Source organism: Streptomyces naganishii JCM 4654 (assembly GCF_014650575.1).
Classification (GTDB): domain Bacteria; phylum Actinomycetota; class Actinomycetes; order Streptomycetales; family Streptomycetaceae; genus Streptomyces; species Streptomyces naganishii.
In genome coordinates, this window is the sequence record NZ_BMVF01000005.1 from 326,310 (window position 1) to 345,104 (window position 18,795).

The 18,795-nt window shown below is 72.9% G+C and carries 21 protein-coding genes and 1 pseudogene; 12 read left to right on the forward strand and 10 right to left on the reverse strand.

From position 1 onward, the window contains the following. Positions 1-18 precede the first annotated feature (18 nt). The 4 genes and pseudogenes from IE217_RS11715 to IE217_RS11730 all read left to right on the forward strand — a co-directional run bounded on the left by IE217_RS11715 (position 19) and on the right by IE217_RS11730 (position 3,714). Entirely contained in the window at positions 19-366 is a 348-nt protein-coding gene (locus tag IE217_RS11715; RefSeq protein WP_190177860.1) for a sodium:proton antiporter, read from the forward strand. Beyond that, on the forward strand, positions 366-2,147 hold the full coding sequence (locus tag IE217_RS11720) for a complex I subunit 5 family protein (protein WP_190177725.1): 1,782 nt from the start codon (positions 366-368) through the stop codon (positions 2,145-2,147). Before IE217_RS11715 ends, IE217_RS11720 begins: the two co-directional genes overlap by 1 nt. Positions 2,148-2,182: 35 nt before the next feature. Beyond that, positions 2,183-2,302, forward strand: a pseudogene (locus IE217_RS11725) (IS5/IS1182 family transposase); the annotation flags it as partial. 287 nt (positions 2,303-2,589) lie between these two features. Next, positions 2,590-3,714 carry a right-handed parallel beta-helix repeat-containing protein gene (locus IE217_RS11730; RefSeq protein WP_229865239.1) on the forward strand — a complete coding sequence of 375 codons (1,125 nt, stop codon included), beginning with the start codon at positions 2,590-2,592 and terminating at the stop codon, positions 3,712-3,714. A 53-nt stretch (positions 3,715-3,767) separates the two neighbouring features. Here the strand turns inward: IE217_RS11730 and IE217_RS11735 are convergent. Beyond that, a protein-coding gene (locus IE217_RS11735) for an IS5 family transposase (RefSeq protein WP_373298000.1) occupies positions 3,768-4,579 on the reverse strand; the annotation gives its coding sequence in 2 pieces (ribosomal slippage) (positions 3,768-4,253 and positions 4,256-4,579; 810 coding nt in all). A 110-nt stretch (positions 4,580-4,689) separates the two neighbouring features. Then, positions 4,690-5,352 (reverse strand): DUF4230 domain-containing protein, encoded by a 663-nt coding sequence (locus IE217_RS11740; protein ID WP_190177726.1) that lies wholly within the window; start codon positions 5,350-5,352, stop codon positions 4,690-4,692. A 225-nt stretch (positions 5,353-5,577) separates the two neighbouring features. Here IE217_RS11740 and IE217_RS11745 point away from each other — a divergent pair, with 225 nt between their 5' ends. Continuing rightward, positions 5,578-6,549, forward strand: coding sequence for a ribose-phosphate diphosphokinase (locus IE217_RS11745; RefSeq protein ID WP_190177727.1), 972 nt, complete (start codon positions 5,578-5,580; stop codon positions 6,547-6,549). A gap of 31 nt (positions 6,550-6,580) precedes the next feature. Here the strand turns inward: IE217_RS11745 and IE217_RS11750 are convergent, their stop codons facing one another. Both IE217_RS11750 and IE217_RS11755 read right to left on the reverse strand, forming a co-directional pair. Next, positions 6,581-6,961 (reverse strand): anti-sigma factor antagonist, encoded by a 381-nt coding sequence (locus IE217_RS11750; RefSeq protein ID WP_190177728.1) that lies wholly within the window; start codon positions 6,959-6,961, stop codon positions 6,581-6,583. A gap of 226 nt (positions 6,962-7,187) precedes the next feature. Continuing rightward, positions 7,188-8,138: an NADP-dependent oxidoreductase gene (locus IE217_RS11755; protein ID WP_190177729.1), complete on the reverse strand. Its 951-nt coding sequence runs from the start codon at positions 8,136-8,138 to the stop codon at positions 7,188-7,190. Positions 8,139-8,209: 71 nt separating this feature from the next. On the opposite strand from IE217_RS11755, the gene IE217_RS11760 reads away from it, so the two are divergent. Next, the gene (locus IE217_RS11760; protein ID WP_190177730.1) at positions 8,210-9,157 is read left to right on the forward strand and encodes a GlxA family transcriptional regulator; all 948 of its coding nucleotides are present in this window, start codon (positions 8,210-8,212) and stop codon (positions 9,155-9,157) included. 74 nt (positions 9,158-9,231) lie between these two features. Here the strand turns inward: IE217_RS11760 and IE217_RS11765 are convergent, their stop codons facing one another. Both IE217_RS11765 and IE217_RS11770 read right to left on the reverse strand, forming a co-directional pair. Beyond that, positions 9,232-9,531: a DUF4235 domain-containing protein gene (locus tag IE217_RS11765; protein ID WP_190177731.1), complete on the reverse strand. Its 300-nt coding sequence runs from the start codon at positions 9,529-9,531 to the stop codon at positions 9,232-9,234. Positions 9,532-9,589: 58 nt separating this feature from the next. Then, positions 9,590-10,609 carry a glutathione S-transferase family protein gene (locus IE217_RS11770; RefSeq protein WP_190177732.1) on the reverse strand — a complete coding sequence of 340 codons (1,020 nt, stop codon included), beginning with the start codon at positions 10,607-10,609 and terminating at the stop codon, positions 9,590-9,592. A gap of 74 nt (positions 10,610-10,683) precedes the next feature. On the opposite strand from IE217_RS11770, the gene IE217_RS11775 reads away from it, so the two are divergent. Next, on the forward strand, positions 10,684-11,724 hold the full coding sequence (locus IE217_RS11775; RefSeq protein ID WP_190177862.1) for a cation diffusion facilitator family transporter: 1,041 nt from the start codon (positions 10,684-10,686) through the stop codon (positions 11,722-11,724). 194 nt (positions 11,725-11,918) lie between these two features. Here IE217_RS11775 and IE217_RS11780 read toward each other — a convergent pair whose 3' ends face one another. Further along, positions 11,919-12,368 carry a nitroreductase family deazaflavin-dependent oxidoreductase gene (locus IE217_RS11780; RefSeq protein WP_190177733.1) on the reverse strand — a complete coding sequence of 150 codons (450 nt, stop codon included), beginning with the start codon at positions 12,366-12,368 and terminating at the stop codon, positions 11,919-11,921. Between the two features lie 281 nt (positions 12,369-12,649). Continuing rightward, positions 12,650-13,288 (reverse strand): LysE family transporter, encoded by a 639-nt coding sequence (locus IE217_RS11785; RefSeq protein WP_190177734.1) that lies wholly within the window; start codon positions 13,286-13,288, stop codon positions 12,650-12,652. 282 nt (positions 13,289-13,570) lie between these two features. Here IE217_RS11785 and IE217_RS11790 point away from each other — a divergent pair, with 282 nt between their 5' ends. Beyond that, on the forward strand, positions 13,571-14,776 hold the full coding sequence (locus tag IE217_RS11790; protein WP_190177735.1) for a cytochrome P450: 1,206 nt from the start codon (positions 13,571-13,573) through the stop codon (positions 14,774-14,776). Positions 14,777-14,788: 12 nt separating this feature from the next. Continuing rightward, positions 14,789-14,989, forward strand: coding sequence for a ferredoxin (locus tag IE217_RS11795; RefSeq protein ID WP_190177736.1), 201 nt, complete (start codon positions 14,789-14,791; stop codon positions 14,987-14,989). 16 nt (positions 14,990-15,005) lie between these two features. Here the strand turns inward: IE217_RS11795 and IE217_RS11800 are convergent, their stop codons facing one another. Continuing rightward, complete coding sequence (locus IE217_RS11800; protein ID WP_190177737.1) at positions 15,006-15,950, reverse strand: sigma-70 family RNA polymerase sigma factor; 945 nt, start codon at positions 15,948-15,950, stop codon at positions 15,006-15,008. 68 nt (positions 15,951-16,018) lie between these two features. Between IE217_RS11800 and IE217_RS11805 the strand changes: the two genes are divergently transcribed. The 3 genes from IE217_RS11805 (at position 16,019) to IE217_RS11815 (ending at position 17,816) form a co-directional block, all read left to right on the forward strand. Then, entirely contained in the window at positions 16,019-16,699 is a 681-nt protein-coding gene (locus IE217_RS11805) for an FMN-dependent NADH-azoreductase (protein WP_190177738.1), read from the forward strand. 83 nt (positions 16,700-16,782) lie between these two features. After that, positions 16,783-17,244 (forward strand): nuclear transport factor 2 family protein, encoded by a 462-nt coding sequence (locus tag IE217_RS11810; protein WP_190177739.1) that lies wholly within the window; start codon positions 16,783-16,785, stop codon positions 17,242-17,244. Positions 17,245-17,273: 29 nt separating this feature from the next. Then, positions 17,274-17,816, forward strand: a complete 543-nt coding sequence (locus IE217_RS11815) for a flavoprotein (RefSeq protein WP_190177740.1) — start codon at positions 17,274-17,276, stop codon at positions 17,814-17,816. 159 nt (positions 17,817-17,975) lie between these two features. Here IE217_RS11815 and IE217_RS11820 read toward each other — a convergent pair whose 3' ends face one another. Next, positions 17,976-18,467, reverse strand: a complete 492-nt coding sequence (locus IE217_RS11820; protein WP_190177741.1) for a hypothetical protein — start codon at positions 18,465-18,467, stop codon at positions 17,976-17,978. Positions 18,468-18,795: the final 328 nt, after the last annotated feature.

Consider the following 18,795-nt stretch of genomic DNA (forward strand, 5'->3'; position numbering starts at 1 on the left):
AGCGCCGTGACCGCCGTCATGCACGTCCTTCCGTACCTGACCGCCGCGTACGTGTTCGTCGTCGGCTGCTACGGCCTCGCCACCAGCCGCAACCTCATCCACGCGGTGGGCTGCCTGGCCGTGTGCCAGTCGGCCACGTACGTCCTGCTGCTGGCCGTCGGCTACCGCGACGGCGGCACCGCCCCCGTCTTCTCCGACCTGCGGCCGGGCTCCCGGCCCGTGGCCGACCCCGTCGTGCAGGCGCTCACCCTCACCGACATCGTGGTCGGCGCGACCGTGACCGCGCTGCTGCTCGCCCTCGTGGTGCAGATCTCCAAGCGGCACGGCACGGTCGACCCGGACGAGCTGAGGGAGCTGCGCGGCTGATGCACCACCTCGTGCCGCTGCTCGTGGCCGTGCCGCTGCTCGCGGCCGCCCTGCTGGTCGCCGGCGGCCGCCATGTCTCCCGGCGGATCGCCGAGGGCTTCGGCTGCCTGGCCTCGGCCGCCACCGCCGCCCTCGCTCTCGTGCTGCTGCTCAACTCCTCGCCGCCACTGGTGGAATGGGTGGGTGACTGGTTCCCGCGGCACGGCGGGAGCGTGGGCATCGTGCTGGTGGGGGACGGGGCCGGGCTCGGCATGGCCGCGCTCGCCTCGCTGCTCACCCTCGCGGCGCTGGCGTACTCCTGGTACTACTTCGACGAGCCGCCCCGCGGGCACGCCGGCTCCTTTCCCGCGCTGATGCTGCTCTTCCAGGGCGGCATGTGCGGCTTCGCGATCGCGGGCGACCTCTTCAACGCGTTCGTGTTCTTCGAGCTGATGAGCGTGGTCGCCTACGCGCTCACCGGCTACCGCATCGACGAGGCCAAGGCCGTCCAGGGCGCGCTGACCTTCGGCGTCGTCAACTCGCTGGGCGCGTACGCCATGCTCATGGGCATCGCCCTGCTCTACGCCCGTACCGGCGAGCTGGCCATGACGAGGATCGGGCACGGGCTGGACGCGAGCGCCGCGGGCGGCGGGCCCGACGCCCTCACCCTGGCCGGCTTCGTCCTGGTCGTGACCGGGCTGCTGGTGAAGGCCGCCGCCGTGCCGTTCCAGTTCTGGCTGCCCGACGCGCACGCCGTCGCCCCCACCCCGGTGTGCATGCTGCTGTCCGGCGTGATGGTCGAACTCGGCGTGTACGGCGTCTGGCGCGTCTACGGGACGGTCTTCTCCGGTCCCGGCGGCGTTCCCGTGGCGGACTTCACCCGCGCCCTCGTCTGCCTCGGCGTGCTGACCGCGGCCGTGGGCGCGGTCATGTGCTGGTACCAGCGGCACATCAAACGGCTGCTCGCCTTCTCCACCATCTCCCACACGGGCCTGTTCCTGGTCGGCATCGGCGTGCTCAAGGCAGAGGCGGACGACGGCACCGCCCTCTACATCCTCGGGCACGCCGGAGTGAAGGCGGCCCTGTTCGCCTGCGCCGGCGTCCTGCTCGACCGCTACGGCACCGTCGACGAGTTCCAGCTGCACGGCCGGGCCCGCCGGCTGCGCGGCGTGGGCGTCATGTTCGCCCTCGGCGGGCTGGCCCTGGCCGGACTGCCGCCGTTCGGCACCGGGCTCGGCAAGGCCGTGAGCGAGGAGGCCGTGGGCGGCCCGCTCACCGTGCTCTACGTCGCCGTGTCGGCCGTCACCGGAGCCGCCGTGCTGCGGGTGACCGCCAGGGTGTTCCTGGGGCTCGGCCCCCGGCCCGAGGAGCACGACGGCGTGGAGCGCGACGAGGACGAGACGTCCGGCTCCGACGAGGAGCCCGAGACTCGGCGGCGGCTGACACGGGTCCCCGACACCATGCGGGCGGTGGCCGCGCTGCTGCTCGCCGGGGCGCTCGCGGCCGGCGCGGCGCCCGGCTTCGCCGACGTCGTGGCGCACTCCGTCGACGAGGCCGGTACCTGGGGGGTGTTCTCCTCCGTGCACTGGACGGCGGCCGGGGTCCTGCTGGACCTGCTGTCGACCGCGCTCGCCGTGGGGCTGGCCGCCCTGGCCGTGGCCCGCCCGCGCCGGCTCGCCGCCCCCGGCTGGGCCCTGCCCCTCAGGCGCCTGCAGTCCGGTCACGTCGGCGACTACGTGGCCTGGACCCTGCTCGGCATGACCGTGCTGGCGGCTCTGGCCCTGCCCGGCGTACTGGGCTAACAACGGCTAACAGAATGAGGTGGCCGAGCCATGGTGTCCCTCTGCTGGATGCCGGCCCGCCTGTCCGTGGCCGGGTGGGCCGGCCCCGCCGCAGAGCGGTCACGCTCTACGCGGACCGCGGCTACGACCACGGGCCTCGCCGGGCAAGGTGCCGGCGCACGAACGGGCCCGGCGCCCGGCGCGCCTGGCGCTCCTCACCGTGTCCGGCAACCGGACAGTGGCCGGGTAGGGCCACTCACCCTTTCGGGTGCCGTGTGTGGGCCGCGCCGGTTACCATGCGCGGCCATTGGATTGATGCCCTGGCCTGTCCCGTACCTCTGCCGCCCGGCCGGGCGCACCCTCCCTCCGTGGGCTGCGCCACGGGTGCACCCCTGACGGAAGGCGGAGCGGGCACCGAATTCATTCGTTCGAGCCCCGCACGACACAGGAGAACGGGATGCACATGGGAGTGGTCAAGGGGGCGCGTTCTCGGTGGGGGAGAACCGCGGCGGCGGTAGCGGCAGCGGGGGCGATCTGCATGGTCGAGTCAGGGGCGGCCGCGGCCGCCGATCACGACACCGTGGTCGACTGCAACCGCGATCCCAACGCACTGGTGATCGCTCTCGGCACTGCCCAGCCGGGATCGACGTCGCGGATCAAAGGCGTCTGCTTCGGCAACTTCGTCATCAACAAGGACCTGAAGCTGGTCGGCGTGGACGACGCGGTTCTGGACGGCCATGAGACGGGCACCACCGTGACGGTCAACTCGGCCCGGGTGGAACTGAAAAACCTGACGATCATCCACGGCAACACCGTCAACGGTGGCGGCGGCGTCCTGAACAACCGCGGCCGGGTGACGCTCGACGACTCAACCGTGCGCAACAACACCTCAAGCCAGGGCGGTGGCGGCATCGACAACCAACTGGGCACCCTGACGTTGATCCGGTCGACGGTGCGCAACAACATCGCCAATGGTTCTTTCGGCTTCGGGGGCGGTATCAACAGTAACAACGGCACCGTGACACTGGATCACTCAACGGTGAGCGACAACTTCACGGGCGGCACCTTTGGAAGCATCGGGGGAGGCATCGAGAACGGCCGTACAAAACTGAAACTGATCAGCTCCACGGTGAGCAACAACAGTTCCGCTGAGGCCGGCGGCATCGACACCTACAACCAGAGCACCTTGACGCTCATCGACTCCACGGTCAGCAAGAACGCCGCGAACACGTTGGACTCCGGCGGCATCCTCATCGAACACACCAACACTTCGGCGACGCTGTACCGTTCCCAAGTCCTCGACAACACCTCGGGCAGCAACGACGGCGGCGGCATCTACAACCAAAGCAAGACAACGCTGGAGGAGACGACGGTGAGTGGGAACATCGCCGGGCGCTTCGGCGGGGGCATCTTCAACGGCCCCACCGGCAACCTCACACTCCTCCGTTCCACCGTCGAACACAACACCGCCTACCAGGACGGCGGCGGCATCTACAACCTGGGCGTCGTGACGCTGCACGACTCCGAGGTGCGCAAGAACCATCCCGACAACTGCGCCCCCACGCCGATCCCCGGCTGCAAGGGGTAGCCGAGCGCAGGAGGAGACCCCCGGCCGGCCGGGGGTCTCGTCGTTCACACCGGCTAACAGATTGAGTTGAGTTGCCGGTGGGCGATCAGGCAGCAGGCAAGTTTCAGGAATGCCTCGTGGATGTCTGCTCGTCGTTCCCAGCGCACACGCAGCCGGCGGAAGCCGTGAAGCCAGGCAAAGGTCCGCTCGACCACCCACCGGTAGACGCCCAGGTCGGAGCCGTGCTCGGTGCCGCGCCGTGCGATGGCGGGCACGATGCCGCGGGCGCGGACCTGCTTGCGGTAGCAGTCGTGGTCGTAGCCGCGGTCCGCGTAGAGCGTGACCGCTCTACGGCGGGGCCGGCCGACCCGACCGCGGACGGGCGGGACGGCATCCAGCAGAGGCAGCAGCTGGGTGACGTCGTTGCGGTTCCCGCCGGTCAGGATGACCGCCAGCGGAGTCCCATGCCCGTCAGTGATCAAGTGGTGTTTGGAACCGGCCCGGCCCCGGTCGACCGGCGACGGGCCCGTGTGGCTCCCCCTTTTAATGCCCTGACGTGCGAGGAATCAACCACGCAGCAGGACCAGTCCAGCTTCCGTTCCGCGTTCAGCTCGGCGAGCAGGACCTCGTGCAGCCGCTGCCAGACCCCGGCCTCGTTCCAGTCCCGCAGCCGACGCCAGCACGTCATGCCCGACCCGAACCCGAGCTCCTTGGGCAGGTACTCCCACTGGATGTCCGTGTGCAGCACGTACAGGATCCCGCACAGCACCTGCCGGTCCGGCAACGGCTTACGGCCTGGATACCGGAACCTGCGCTTCCGCCTCGGCAACAGCGGCTCGATCCGCTCCCATAGCTCATCCGACACGATCCACGGTGATGCCCCCACGCATCGGACAATGCTCAACTCGCCGTCCAGACACGGATACCACGGCTCGGCCACCTCATTGTGTTAGCCGTTATAACGGCCGTACACGGCCGCTCCGGCGCCGCGGGAGCTCAGGCGCCGAAGGAGACGTGGACCTCCTTGAAGCCGAGGGAGCTCAGCAGCCCCTGGAGCATGCCGGCGGTGTTGGTCTCGGCCCGCGCGGTGAGCCCGCTGCCCTTGGCGGCGTCCGCGATGTGCCGCACGGCGAGCTGCTGCACCGCGTGCTCGCTGTTGGGGTTGTCCGAGAACAGGTCGCCGAGGCGGTCGAGCAGCCCGCGCTGCTTGGAGACGGCGTACGAGTGGTCGGCGTCCAGGGCCGCCTTGCCCAGGCGCGCGTGCGGCAGCCGGAGCGTGGCCGAGGTGCGGTCGCCGTTCACCGTCACGTCCCCCTGGCCGACCCGTCCGAGGTCGACGTAGGCGTCCACGGTGCCGGCCCCGACGTAGAGGGTGCGGGTGCCCCGGATGGCGTCCGGCAGGTACTTGGAGTCCTTCTCCAGGTCCACCACGACCTGGAAGTTGCCGGAGGCGGCGTCGTAGCGGCTCAGGTCCTGGATGGACTTCAGCAGCGCGGGCCCGGAGCGGTCGTGCGTCTCGGTGCCGAACAGGTCCTTGATGCCCGGCAGCACGGCCAGCCGGATCCCGGCGAACAGCACCGCGAGCACCAGCACGACGGCGGTCACCGCCTTCGCCCAGCCGGGCATGCGCCGGGGCTGTCGCCCGAGGGAAGTCGTCATGCGGGCTCCTCCTTCCTACGACTGCGGATGCCCGCCAAATCCCGTACCAGACCGCTTGGTTGAACGCGGACACCGGCGGACCGGCGGCACAGGGCGCGCCCGGGGCGCACGGCGGCCGCCGCCGGGCCGTCTGGCGCGTTCCGCGCCCGGTGCCGCGCCCGGCGGGGCCGCGGTCAGTAGCATGAGCGCGGCAGCACAAACGATCATGCGGGGAGCGTACGGATCGTGCGAGACATCGCGGTGTTCAGCGGCAGCGCCCATCCCGGCCTCGCGGCCGAGGTCTGCGCACACCTCGGTGTGCCGCTCAGCCCCACCCGGGTCAGCCGTTTCGCCAACGACTGCCTGGAGGTGCAGCTCCAGGCCAACTGCCGCGAGCGGGACGTCTTCCTCATCCAGCCGCTGGTCAAGCCGGTGCAGGAGCACCTGGTCGAGCTGCTGCTGATGTGCGACGCGGCGCGCGGCGCCTCCGCCGGGCGCATCACCGTCGTGATGCCTCACTACTCCTACGCGCGCTCCGACAAGAAGGACGCCCCGCGCATCTCGCTGGGCGGGCGGCTGGTGGCCGACCTGCTGACGGCGGCGGGCGCGGGCCGCGTGCTGGCCATGACGCTGCACGCGCCGCAGGTGCACGGCTTCTTCTCGGTGCCCGTCGACCACCTGCACGCCCTGCGCGAGCTGGCCGCGCACTTCGGCCAGTACGACCTGAGCCGCACCACCGTGGTGTCGCCGGACCTCGGCAACGCCAAGGAGGCCGCCGCGTTCGCCCGGATGATCGGCGCCCAGGTGGCCGCCGGCGCCAAACAGCGCTACGCCGACGACCGGGTGACCATCAGCTCCGTCATCGGGGACGTGGCCGGGCGGGACGTGATCGTGCTGGACGACGAGATCGCCAAGGGCAGTACGGTGCTCGAACTCCTCGAGCGGCTGCGCGAGTCGGGGCCGCGCTCCATCCGCATCGCCTGCACCCACGGGCTGTTCGCGGCGGGCGCGCTGAAGCGGCTGACCGAGCAGCCGGACGTCCTGGAGATCGTGTGCACCAACACCGTGCCGGTGCCGGGGGAGGACCACGAGGAGTACCGGGCGCACGGTGACAAGCTGCGGGTCCTGTCCATCGCGCCGGCGCTGGCCGAGGCCGTGCGGCGCATCCACAACGGCGAGTCGGTGAGCGCCCTGTTCGACGCGCCGCGCGGTGAGTGACGGTCCGGGCGGTCCGTACCGGAAGGCCGGTTCAGAGGGAGCCGGAGGTCGCCTCGGGCTGCTCCAGGGCCGCGTCCAGCGTGGGCTGCGGGGGCAGCAGCCGGGCGAGGCCGGTGACCTTCAGGATGCGCAGGGTCAGCGGGTGCGTGCACACCAGGCGCAGCTCCCCGTCCTGGCCGAGGAGGCGGCCGCGGGCCCGGTAGAGCAGGCGCAGCCCGGAGCAGTCGAAGAACTCCACCCCGCTGAGGTCGATCACCACCCGGGCGCCGGGCCGTGCGGTCACCCGGTCCAGGTACGGCACGATCTGCACCGCCGCCGCGATGTCGATCTCCCCGCGCAGCTCCAGCACGGTGTGACCGCGCTCCCGGCGGATGCGCAGATGCCGGGTGAGCGGCGCAGGCTCCTGCGGCACGACGACATCGCCTCCAACCGGCTGCTTCTGCGGCGGGTTCTCGGGTCAGCGGCTGCAACACCCTTCCCCGCCCTGCAAGTTACCCTCCTGGGAGTGAATTCCAGCATGTTCGATTGACATATGTCTTCGAATTGAGGCCGACGCTCGGGTGATCTGCGGGACGGGCTGGGCACACTACGGTCCGTGACGGGCGCCGGGCCCGTCACGGACGTCGTCCTTTCGGCCGTCAGTCGACCACCAGCACCAGCTTGCCCGTGGTGCGGCCGGTGTCGCCGAGCTCGTGCGCCCTGGCCGCCTCGGCCAGCGGGAAGGTCCCCGCGATCGTCGCGCTCAGCTTCCCCGCCTCCACGAGCCCCGCGATCTCCCGCATGCCGTGGTGGTCGGCGTCGACGAGCATCCGGATCGCCCGCACGCCGAGCCGCTCCGCCTCCCGGTACAGCTCGTCCGAGCCCACCGGCAGGATCGACACCAGCAGCCCGCCGGGGCGCAGCACCCGCAGCGAGCGCAGGGACGTGTCACCGCCGATCGTGTCCAGCACCACGTCCGCGTCCCGGACCGCCTCGGCGAAGTCCGTCGTGCGGTAGTCCACCGCCTCGTCCACACCGATGCCGCGCAGGAAGTCGTGCTTGCCCTCGCTCGCCGTGCCGATGACGTACGCGCCGTGCGCCTTGGCGATCTGCACGGCCACATGGCCGACGCCGCCGGCCGCCGCGTGGATCAGCACCCGCTGCCCGGGCCGCAGTTCCGCCCGCTCCACCAGCGCCTGCCAGGCGGTCAGGGACACCAACGGCAGCGCGCCCGCCTGGACGTGGTCGATCCCGGCGGGCTTCAGCGCGAAGGTGCGGGCCGGGGCGGTGACGTACTCGGCGTGCGAGCCGTGCCCGAAGGGGTACGACAGCATGCCGAACACCTCGTCACCGGGCTTGAACTCGGCCACCCCGATGCCCACGGCCTCGACGACCCCGGAGACGTCCCAGCCCAGCACGAAGGGCGGCTGACCCAGGAAGCCGCCGGTGGCCCGGTGCTTCCAGTCGGTGGGGTTCACTCCGGCGGCCCGCACCCGGACCAGCACCTCGTTGGCACGCGGCTCGGGCCGCTCGAGTTCGATTTCCTTCAGCACCTCGGGACCGCCGAGGACGTCCTGGCCGATCGCGCGCATCGTCTTCACATCGCTCATGGTGAACCAGCCTGCCCGGGAGCGCGCGTCGGGGAAATGGCATGATTGCCAACCTTCGATAAGATCGTGCCATGCAGCGTGTGGAACGGGTCGTCGTCCTGGCCCTCGACGGCGTCTACCCCTTCGAACTCGGCATCCCCAGCCGCATCCTCGGCGCGGCCCGCGGCCGCTACGAGGTGCTGACCTGTACGGTCGACGGCCGCCCCGTACGTACCAACGCGGACTTCTCCGTGACCGTGGAGCACGGGCCCGAGGTGATCGGCACGGCGGACACGGTGATCATCACCTCGATGCCGGAGGACCGCATCCCCGAGCGGCTGCCCGAACCGGTCGCCGCCGCCCTCGCCCGCATCCCCGCGCACGCGCGGGTGGTCTCCATCTGCACGGGCGCCTTCGTGCTGGCGGCGGCCGGACTGCTCGACGGACGCCGGGCCACCACCCACTGGCACGTGGCCGAGCGCTTCCGGCGCGCCTTCCCGCGCGTCACCCTCGACCCGGACGTGCTGTTCGTCGAGGACGGCCGCTTCCTCACCTCGGCCGGCGCCGCCTCCGGCGTCGACATCTGCCTGCACCTCGTGCGCCAGGACCACGGCAGCGCGGTGGCCAACTTCGTGGCCCGCTGCTGCGTGGTGCCGCCCTTCCGGGAGGGCGGGCAGGCCCAGTACATCGTGCGGCCGGTGCCCGAGTACAGCGCCGCGAGCACCGCCGCGACCCGCGCCTGGGCCCTGGAACGCCTCGGCGAGCCGCTCACCCTCGCCGGGCTCGCCGCCCACGCCCGGATGAGCCTGCGCACCTTCGCGCGCCGCTTCAACGACGAGGTGGGCCTCAGCCCCGGCCGCTGGCTGATCCAGCAGCGGGTGGCGCGGGCCCGCGACCTGCTGGAGTCCAGTGACCTGACGGTGGACCAGATCGCGGCCGAGGTGGGCTTCGCCACCGGCGCGTCGCTGCGCCAGCACCTTCAGGCGGCGATCGGCGTCTCACCGCAGGCCTACCGGCGCACGTTCCAGACGGCACGCTGAGGGCGGCCCGGCCGGGGGCGTACGGCGGGGGAGCGGGCGCCGGGGAGCCGACTGCGCCGGCTCCCCGCCGGGGTCTAGTCGCGGCCGCCCTTCTCCTTCGTGGGCCACACTCCCGTGGAGCGCTCGACGGCCTTGGCACCCGCTCGGTCGACGGCGCTGCGGACCACGGCGAAGATGGCGCCCTGGACCGCCGCCGCCAGCAGGATCTCGCCCCAGCGGCGGTCCTGGTCCAGCGCGTCGGGGGCGTCGTCCTCGTGCCGGATGGCCTTCCACGTGGCGCGGAACGCCATGCCGGCCAGCGCGCCGCCGGCCCACCCCAGCACGAATCCGACGGGCTGGTAGGCGAGCGGGAGCTTGTGCTTCTTCTTGGCCACCTGGTTCTCCTCCTCTGGGTGATTTCTACGGGGCTGGTCCGCGTGGCTGATCCGCCGGTCAGGGGCGGCCCTGCGGCGGGACCTCCTCGCCGGCCCGCACCGGCCCCGGCGGCGTGCCGTCGCCGAAGGGGCGGCCGCCGAGTTCCTCGCGGTGATGCGGCGTCAGCCACCCGGACAGGTCCGGGCCGAGGGGCACGATGCCGGTCGGGTTGATGCCGGTGTGCACCTGGTAGTAGTGCCGCTTGATGTGGTCGAAGTCGACCGTGTCGCCGAAGCCGGGCGTCTGGAACAGATCGCGGGTGTATGCCCACAGCACGGGGTTCTCCGCCAGCTTCCAGCGGTTGCACTTGAAGTGACCGTGATACACGGCGTCGAAACGGACCAGCGTGGTGAACAGCCTGATGTCCGCCTCGGTGATCGTGTCGCCGACGAGGTAGCGCTGCCCGGCCAGCCGGGCGGCCAGCAGCTCCAGCCGCCGGAACACCCCGGTGCACGCCTGCTCGTACTCCCGCTGGCCGGTGGCGAAGCCGGCCCGGTAGACGCCGTTGTTGACGTCCTGGTAGACCTCCGCCATCACCGTGTCGATCTCGTCGCGCCGCTCCTTGGGGTACAGGTCGGGCGCGCCCGGCCGGTGCAGCGCGGTCCACTCGGTGGCGAGGTCCAGGGTGATCTGCTGGAAGTCGTTGGTGACCAGCCTGCCGCTGGGCACGTCGACGACGGCCGGCACGCTCACCCCGCCCGGATAGCCCGTCTCCCGCTTGTCGTAGGCCTCGCTGAGGAAGCGGATGCCGAGGACCGGGTCGCGGCCGTCCGGGTCCAGGGTGAAGCGCCAGCTGCGGTCGTCCTGGATGGGATCGGTCACGGCCAGCGACAGCGCGTCCTCCAGGCCGAGCAGCCGCCGCGCGACCAGCGCCCGGCTCGCCCACGGGCAGGCGCGGCTGACCACCAGCCGGTAGCGCCCCGCCTCCACCGGCCAGCCGTCCCGGCCGTCGGCGGTGATCCGGTCCGCGAAGTGGCTCCGGGACCGCTTGAAGGCCTTGTGGCCGTAGGCGCTGTTGCCCTCGCGCCCCTCGCTCATGGGTCCTCCTGCTGTAGGGGTGCCGCACGGGTGTCCTGGTGAACGCGTTCCCCGGAATCGGCCGGCGGCACTGTGTGAGCCGTCCCGGCCGGGGGCATCCGGCGAAAGTGGGCGGCACATCGGGCGGGTATCCGGATCATCGTACGAACGGGCGGGCGCGGTCTCACGCTCCCGACCGCAAGACGCGTGTCACCGTCCTGGTGGCACTCGCGGCGAACCTGGTGATCGCGGTCGCCAAGGCCGTCGGAGGCCTGGTCGCGCACTCGCCGGCGCTGCTGTCGGAAGCGGCCCACTCCGTGGCCGACAGCTTCAACGAGGTGTTCCTGCTGGCCGCGTTGCGGCGCAGCCGCCGCCCCGCCGACCGGCGTCACCCGTTCGGCTACGGCAAGGAGCGGTTCTTCTGGTCGCTGCTCGCCGCCGTCGGGATCTTCGTCATGGGCGGTTGCTTCTCCTTCTTCCAGGGCGTCCAGGCGCTGCGCAGCGACGAGCAGGAGACGCACGGCGGCTACGTCGCCGGGCTGATCGTGCTCGGGGTGGCCCTCCTCGCCGAGGGGCTCTCGTTGCTGCGGGCGCTGCACCAGGTGCGCCGGCAGGGCGGCGCCAAGGGCGGCCTGCGCGATCCCGCGCTGCGCACGGTCGTCGCCGAGGACGGCACCGCGGTGCTCGGCGTCACCCTCGCCCTCATCGGCATGGCCCTGCACATGGTCACCGGGCAGGTCGTCTGGGAGGCGTCGGCCTCGCTCGCCATCGGCGCGCTGCTCGTCTACGTCGCCTACCGCCTCGGCCGGGACGCCCGCGACCAGCTCATCGGGGAGGCCGCCGATCCGGAGCTGAGCGGCCGCATCCGCAGTCTGCTCCAGGCCCAGCCGGAGATCGACAGCGTGGAGGCGCTGTTCACGATGAAGATGGGCCTGGACTCGGTGCTGGTGGCCGCCCGCATCGACCTCGCGCCCGGCCTGGACAGCGAGCGGGTCGAGGAGGTCGCCGTGCGCATCAAGCGCTCCATCGCCCGCACCGTGCCGGAGACGGACCAGATCTTCCTCGACGTGACCGACCGCCCGGCGGAGGAGGCACAGGAAAGCCCCGCCGCGACGGGGGAACGCGGCGAGGCCTGAGGTCCGGGTGCCCGGGCCTCCGGGGTTCATGCCTCACGGCCCGGAATTCCCTCGGGCCGGCCCCGAAGGCCCGGAAGCCCGAAGGTCCAGGAGCCCGAAGGTCCAGGAGCCCGGAGGTCCGGGAGCCCGAAGGCCCGGGAGTCCGAGGCCCGTAGCCCCCCGGGGTCCCGAAGGCGGGCCGAAGTCCCGCGGGCTCAGTGCCCCTCGACGGGCTCCAGCACGAAGACCGGGATCTCCCGTGAGGTCTTCTCCTGGTACTCGGCGTAGGGCGGGTAGGCGGCGACGGCCCGCTCCCACCACTGAGCCTTCTCCTCGCCGGTGACCTCACGCGCCGTCATGTCCTGCTTGCGCGGCCCGTCCTGGAGCTCGACGCGAGGGTCCGCCTTGAGGTTGAAGTACCAGAAGGGGTGCTTGGGCGCACCGCCCTGCGAGGCCACCACGGCGTAGCGCCCGCCGTGCTCCACCCGCATCAGCGGCGTCTTGCGGATCTTCCCGCTCCGCGCGCCCCGCGTGGTGAGCAGGATGACGGGCATCCCCGTGTCCATCAGCGTGGTGCCCTTGGTACCGCCGGAGCTCTCGTAGAGCTCCACCTGGTCGCGCACCCACTGGGCCGTGCTCGGCTCGTACTCGCCCTCGAGCGGCATGGCGTCCGTCCCTTCCTCGCGTTCGGTGACCGGTCGTGCACCGGCGTTCAACACCGGTGCACGCACGCATCATCCCTACCGCTCCACGCCCCGCGTATCCCACCAGCCACGCCCGGGCCACGCCGCCGCGCGCCGCGTTCGAAGGATTCCGGCGCCTTCGGGTGCTCGACGGATGGGTGTATCGGGCCAGTTCCACGACGATGGACGACGCGGGCACCCGCACGCGGACGCCGTCGCCGCCCCCGCGCGCACGCCACCTCGCACCCCCTGTCCGTACGTCCTCACCCGCCCGGCGTCAGCAGCATCCGCACCGCCAGTACCGCCATCACGGCGCTGGAGGCGAGGGCCGTCCCGAGCCGGCCCCGGCGGCCGGTCAGGGCACGGCCGAGCAGGGCGCCGCCCGCCGCGAGCAGCAGTTGCCAGCTCGCGGACGCGGCCAGGGCGGCCAGCACGAACACCGCCTGCTCCAGGGCCGGTACGGATCCCGTGGCACGGGCGCCGAGGACCAGGGCGGCGAAGTAGACGACCGTGGTGGGGTTGAGCAGAGTGATCCCGAGCAGCCCCAGGTAGGCCCGGGACGGGCTCGGCGGGGGCGGCTGCGCGGCGGTGGCGAGGCGGTGCCCCGCGCGGTACCGCCGCACGGCGGTGACCGCGCCGTGCGCCGCGAGACCGGCCAGCACCAGCACCGAGGCCCAGCGCAGCGGCCCCATGACCGGCCGCAGCGCGGCGGCTGCCGCGGAACCCCCGAGCGTGGCCAGCGCGGCGTAGAGCCCGTCCGCGGTGGCCACGCCGAGCGCGGCGCAGCCGCCGGTCCGCAGGGACGTGCGCGCGGTGAGGGAGACCAGGTAGGTGCCGACGGCGCCCACGGGCACGGCGATGCCGTAGCCCGCGAGCAGGCCCGCGACGAGCGCGGCCGTCATGACCGCGGCGGCGGACCGGCCCCCTCCGGACGGCCGGCCCGCTGTCGGCGCGCGGCCGGAAGGGCGGCGGCGGACAGCGGCGGCACGGGTACGACGATCGCGGGCATGACCGGATCCTGCGGCCCGCGAGCCGGCCACGGCAACCGGATTTCGCCCCGGAACAGACGCTTCCCAGCCAGTTCCCGCAGGTGACCGATCTGGCCGAACTTCTCGTCGCACCATAGGTGCCTCGGGCATCTAATGAAGATCGGCACGACGCACCCTTCGTCTGCGAGGTCTTCCATGACGGAACCGACCGCACTGTCCGCACCCGTCGCCTTCCCGCAGGACCGCACCTGCCCCTACCACCCGCCCGCCGGCTACGACCCCCTGCGCGCCGCCCGGCCGCTGACCCGCGTCACCCTCTACGACGGCCGCCCCGCCTGGATGGTCACCGGACACGCCGTGGCCCGCGAACTGCTCGCCGACGCGCGCCTGTCCAGCGACCGCACCCGTGACGGCTTCCCGGCGACCACGGCCCGCTTCGCCGCCGTCCGCAAGCGCAGGACCGCGCTGCTGGGCGTCGACGACCCCGAACACCGCGCTCAGCGGCGCATGATGATCCCCAACTTCACCCTGAAACGGGCCACCGCGCTGCGCCCCCGCATCCAGCGGATCGTCGACGGCCTCCTCGACGCCATGACCGCCCAGGGGCCGCCCGCCGAACTGGTCGGGGCGTTCGCGCTGCCGGTGCCCTCCATGGTGATCTGCGAACTGCTCGGAGTGCCCTACGCCGACCACGAGTTCTTCGAGGAACAGTCACGGCGGCTGCTGCGCGGCCCGACCGCCGACGACACCCAGGGCGCGCGGGACCGCCTGGAGGAGTACCTGGGCGACCTGATCGACCGCAAGGCCGCCGGGGACGGCGACGGCCTGCTGGACGAACTGGTCCGGCGGCGGACGAACGAAGGGCGCCCAAACCGAGCCGAACTGGTCGCGCTCGCCATCATCCTGCTGGTCGCCGGGCACGAGACCACCGCCAACATGATCTCGCTGGGCACCTACACCCTGCTGCGGCACCCCGGACGGCTGGCCGAGCTGCGCGCCGACCCCGCGCTGCTGCCCGCCGCCGTGGACGAGCTGATGCGGATGCTGTCCATCGCGGACGGACTGCTGCGGCTGGCCACCGAGGACATCGAGGTCGCCGGGACCACGATCCGCGCCGGCGACGCCGTGCTCTTCTCGACCTCGCTCATCAACCGCGACCAGGACGTCTACCCCGCCCCCGACACCCTCGACCTCCACCGCCCGGCCCGCCACCACGTCGCCTTCGGATTCGGCATCCACCAGTGCCTCGGCCAGAACCTCGCCCGCGCCGAACTGGAGATCGCCCTCGGCACCCTCGTCACACGGCTGCCCGGGCTGCGCCTGGCCGTCCCGCCCGAGGAGATCCCCTTCAAACCCGGCGACACGATCCAGGGGATGCTGGAACTCCCCGTGACCTGGTAAGAGGCTGCCGTCATGCACATCGACATCGACACGGATCTCTGCATCGGCGCCGGGCAGTGCGCCCTGGCCGCCCCGGGCGTGTTCACCCAGGACGACGAGGGCTACAGCAGCCTGCTGCCCGGCCGGGAGGACGGCGGCGGCGACCCGATGGTTCGGGAGGCCGCGCGGGCCTGCCCGGTCGGCGCCATCAAGGTCTCCGAAACGGCGGTGTGAGACCGCCGCCCGCCCCTTATGCGCCGCCTTCCGCCCCGGGTGGGTCCAGCAGGCCCAGCGGCAGGCGGCGCAGGCGCTCCGGGGCGGCGACCACCTCGTAGGAGACGACCCGCCCGCCCTCCACGGCGACCCGCAGGGCGAACACCAGCCGCCCGCGCGGGGCGACCACCACCCCCGCGCGGCCGTCCACGAGCGCCACCGCGGCGAACCGGGCGCGGTCCCGGAGCACGACCGTGCCCTCGGCGACCGCCCGCGCCCCGCGCAGCTCCGCCGGCACCCCGGCCGGCAGGGCGGCGGGGTCGGCCCGGCGCACCACGTCCGGCGCCAGCACGTCCAGCAGCGCGCCCAGGTCGCCGCCCCGGGCGGCCGCGAGGAACGCCTCCACGACCCGCCGGTGCCCCTCCAGCTCCGCGCCCGGCACCACGGGCGTGCCGCGCACCTTCGCCCGGGCCCGGCTGGCCAGCTTCTTCGCGGCCGGCTGCGAGCGGTCCACCACGGCCGCGATCCGGTCGAACGGCACGGCGAACAGGTCGTGCAGCACGAAGGCGACCCGCTCCGGCGGGCTCAGCGTGTCCAGCACCACCAGCAGCGCCAGGCCCACCGACTCGGCCAGCTCCGCCTCGTCCTCGGGACCGGCCTCCCGCCCGCCCACTCCCTCGGGCCAGTCGTCGCCGTACGGCTCCTCGCGCCGGGCCCTGCGCGAGCGCAGCATGTCCAGGCACACCCGGGAGAGCACGGTCGTCAGCCACCCGGACAGGTTGCCGATGCCGTCCGCCCCGGTCCGCCCGAGCCGCAGCCACGTCTCCTGCACGGCGTCGTCCGCCTCGCTGAGCGAGCCCAGCATCCGGTACGCCACCGCCCGCAGATGCCCGCGCCGCTCCTCGAAGCGCCGGGCCAGTTCCTCGCCGGCGGGGGAGGAGGGGCCGGGGGCCGTGGGGTCGTCGCGGTCGCTGGGGCGCATGGGTCACCTTTCCGTGCCGTGTTCCGTCACCTCACTGACGAACCGCACACGACCGAGGTGACCTTCCGATGCTGCTCCTTCACATCGACTCCAGCGCAGACGCCACCGCCGACTCGGTGACCCGCCGTCTGACAGCCCTCTTCACCCGTACGTGGAAGGCGGCGCACCCCGCCGGCGAGTACCGCCGCCGTGACCTGGCCGCCGCGCCGGTGCCCCCGCTGACCGCCGCGTACACCCTCCTGGGCCGGCGGGTCGAGCGCGAGGGCTTCGTGCCCCCGGCCAAGGTGCCCGCCCTGATCGGGACCGCCGCCGAGCGGCGCGAGTGGGACCTGACCCTGCCCCTGATCACCGAACTGCGGGCCGCGCACACCCTCCTGCTCGGGGTGCCGATGTACAACCTCTGCGTGCCCGCCGCCCTCAAGGCGTGGATCGACCGGGTGACCTTCCCGGGCGCGTTCAAGGACCCCGACTCGGGAGAGAGCCTGCTGCGCGACACCCGCGTGGTCGCGCTCATGGCCCGCGGCGGCGCCTACGGCCCCGGCACCCCGAGGGAGGCGTGCGACTTCCAGACCCCATATCTGAGGGCCTACTTCATCAACCTCGGCGTCGCACCCGACCGCTTCCACGCCGTGGCCGCCGAACTCACCCGCGTGGACGTACTTCCCCACCTGGCCGGTCTGGAACAGCGCGCCGCGGCCTCCCACGCCGCGGCCGAGCAGGCGGCGAAGACGCTCGCCACGAGCACGTGAGCCCCCCGGAACCGGGCCCCGGCTGTCGGTACGTTGGCAGGCGACTTCCCCGCAACGCCGTCGACGGCCCGTCAGGAGGACCGATGCCCGAGGACCGCCCGCCCCTGCCGCCCTTCACCCGGGAGAGCGCCGCACAGAAGGTCCAGGCCGCCGAGGACGCCTGGAACACCCGCGACCCCCACAAGGTCGCCCTCGCCTACTCCGAGGACTCCCTCTGGCGCAACCGGGACACCTTCGTCACCGGCCGCGCCGAGATCGTCGCGTTCCTCACGGCCAAGTGGGAGCGGGAGCTGGACTACGCGCTGCGCAAGGACCTGTGGGCCTTCGAGGGCGACCGCATCGCCGTGCGGTTCCAGTACGAGTCCCGGGACGTCCGCGGCCAGTGGTGGCGCTCGTACGGCAACGAGCTGTGGGAGTTCGACGAGCACGGCCTGATGACCCGGCGCGAGGCCAGCATCAACGACGTGCCGATCGAGGAGGGCGAGCGCCGCATCCACGGGCCGCGCCCCCAGGCCGAGCGCGGACGGACCTTCCCGCTGCGCTGAGCCCGGCGGGCGTTCAGTAGGGTGCCCGGATGACCGAACCGGCTCCGGAACCCTTCCTCTACGTCGTCGTCTGCGCCGCCGGCATCGCCGCCGGCGTGGACGAGCTGATCGCCGCCGCGCAGGGGCGCGGCTGGCGGGTCGGGGTCATCGCGACGCCGGTCGCCATGGGCGGCTTCTTCGACACCGCCGCCGTCGAGGCGCGCACCGGCCGTTCCATCCGGTCCGCCTGGCGCACCCCCGGCGACCCGCGCCCCTTCCCGCCGCCCGACGCCGTGGTCGTCGCCCCCGCCACCTTCAACACCGTCAACAAGTGGGCCGCCGGCACCGCCGACACCCTCGCCCTGGCCACCCTGTGCGAGTCCTACGGCCTCGGCGTCCCGGTCGCCGTCCTGCCGTGCGTGGGCGGCGCCCTGGCCGCCCACCCCGCCTACCAGGAGAGCCTGGCCCGGCTGCGCGGGATGGGCGTGCGCTTCGGCGAGCCGTACACCGCGGAGCCGGCCGCGGACGGCACTCGCCCGGACTTCGGCTGGGCCCGGGCACTGGACCTGCTCGAACCCTTCCCGGCCGGCTAGGGGCCCCTCGTCTGGATCATGCCGGGCTCGCGGGCTCCGGCACCGCGCCTCGCGGCGTTGTCGTCGGTTGCCATGGCTCCGCCATGACGCCCTCCTCCGCCTTGCGATGCACGGCACCAGACCCCGCTCTCTGATCCGGCCTGATCCAGACGAAAGACCCTAACCGAGAGCCCGCGGCCCGGAGGGCGCGGTGGCCGTGGGCGCGGTCAGGGTCAGGGTGGCGCGGACCGTGCCGTTCAGCTCCACGCGCGGCGGCGCGGACCGCACCCGCACCTCGGCCCTGACCTCGTACGTGCCCGGGCCGGGGTACTCGCCGGGCCCCGGCAGCGTGCCGGAGGCCACCGTCGCGCCGTCCCGGGCGGCCGTCCAGGTGCCCCAGGTACGGCAGGCGTAGCGCACCTTCGTGGCGGGATACCCGCACAGCGCCGCCGCGAACACCGCCATCACCGGCGTGCCGACGCCCGTGCACAGGCTGACCGACGCCCACTGGTGCCCGGCGCCGCGCAGCACACCCGCCGGGGCGCACAGCGTGGCGGGCACCTCCTGGACCGACCTGGGCGGGTCGGGCCGGCCCCAGGCGGGCGTCACCAGGGCGAGCGGCAGCACGGCCGTCCCCATCAGGGTCCGGAGGGTGGCCAGACGTGTTCGCACCGCGTTCCTCCCGTACGGCAGCGGCCGGCCCCGCGCCGGCCGTCCGCCCCGAGGATGCGTGACCGCGGCGGCCGGCCGGCCGCTCCCACGCCGGTCGGTCACCTGCGGGCAGCAACGGCGGATGCTCCCGCGCCGGTCGGTCACCTGCGGGCGGCGAGGGCGGATGCTCCGGCGCCGGTCGGTCACCTGCGGGCAGCGACGGTGGATGCTCCGGCGCCGGTCGGTCACCTGCGGGCAGCGACGGTGGATGCTCCGGCGCCGGTCGGTCACCTGCGGGCAGCGACGGTGGATGCTTCCGCGCCGGTCGGTCACCTGCGGGCAGCGACGG

Bases quoted from the DNA above. Each gene is read 5' to 3' on its own strand.
- IE217_RS11715 (WP_190177860.1), top strand. From the start codon at position 19: ATGCACGTCCTTCCGTACCTGACCGCCGCGTACGTGTTCGTCGTCGGC.
- IE217_RS11720 (WP_190177725.1), top strand. From the start codon at position 366: ATGCACCACCTCGTGCCGCTGCTCGTGGCCGTGCCGCTGCTCGCGGCC.
- IE217_RS11730 (WP_229865239.1), top strand. From the start codon at position 2,590: ATGGGAGTGGTCAAGGGGGCGCGTTCTCGGTGGGGGAGAACCGCGGCG.
- IE217_RS11740 (WP_190177726.1), bottom strand. From the start codon at position 5,352: ATGACGACTTCCCTCGGGCGACAGCCCCGGCGCATGCCCGGCTGGGCG.
- IE217_RS11755 (WP_190177729.1), bottom strand. From the start codon at position 8,138: ATGAGCGATGTGAAGACGATGCGCGCGATCGGCCAGGACGTCCTCGGC.
- IE217_RS11760 (WP_190177730.1), top strand. From the start codon at position 8,210: ATGCAGCGTGTGGAACGGGTCGTCGTCCTGGCCCTCGACGGCGTCTAC.
- IE217_RS11770 (WP_190177732.1), bottom strand. From the start codon at position 10,609: ATGAGCGAGGGGCGCGAGGGCAACAGCGCCTACGGCCACAAGGCCTTC.
- IE217_RS11780 (WP_190177733.1), bottom strand. From the start codon at position 12,368: ATGCCGCTCGAGGGCGAGTACGAGCCGAGCACGGCCCAGTGGGTGCGC.
- IE217_RS11785 (WP_190177734.1), bottom strand. From the start codon at position 13,288: ATGACGGCCGCGCTCGTCGCGGGCCTGCTCGCGGGCTACGGCATCGCC.
- IE217_RS11790 (WP_190177735.1), top strand. From the start codon at position 13,571: ATGACGGAACCGACCGCACTGTCCGCACCCGTCGCCTTCCCGCAGGAC.
- IE217_RS11795 (WP_190177736.1), top strand. From the start codon at position 14,789: ATGCACATCGACATCGACACGGATCTCTGCATCGGCGCCGGGCAGTGC.
- IE217_RS11800 (WP_190177737.1), bottom strand. From the start codon at position 15,950: ATGCGCCCCAGCGACCGCGACGACCCCACGGCCCCCGGCCCCTCCTCC.
- IE217_RS11805 (WP_190177738.1), top strand. From the start codon at position 16,019: ATGCTGCTCCTTCACATCGACTCCAGCGCAGACGCCACCGCCGACTCG.
- IE217_RS11810 (WP_190177739.1), top strand. From the start codon at position 16,783: ATGCCCGAGGACCGCCCGCCCCTGCCGCCCTTCACCCGGGAGAGCGCC.
- IE217_RS11815 (WP_190177740.1), top strand. From the start codon at position 17,274: ATGACCGAACCGGCTCCGGAACCCTTCCTCTACGTCGTCGTCTGCGCC.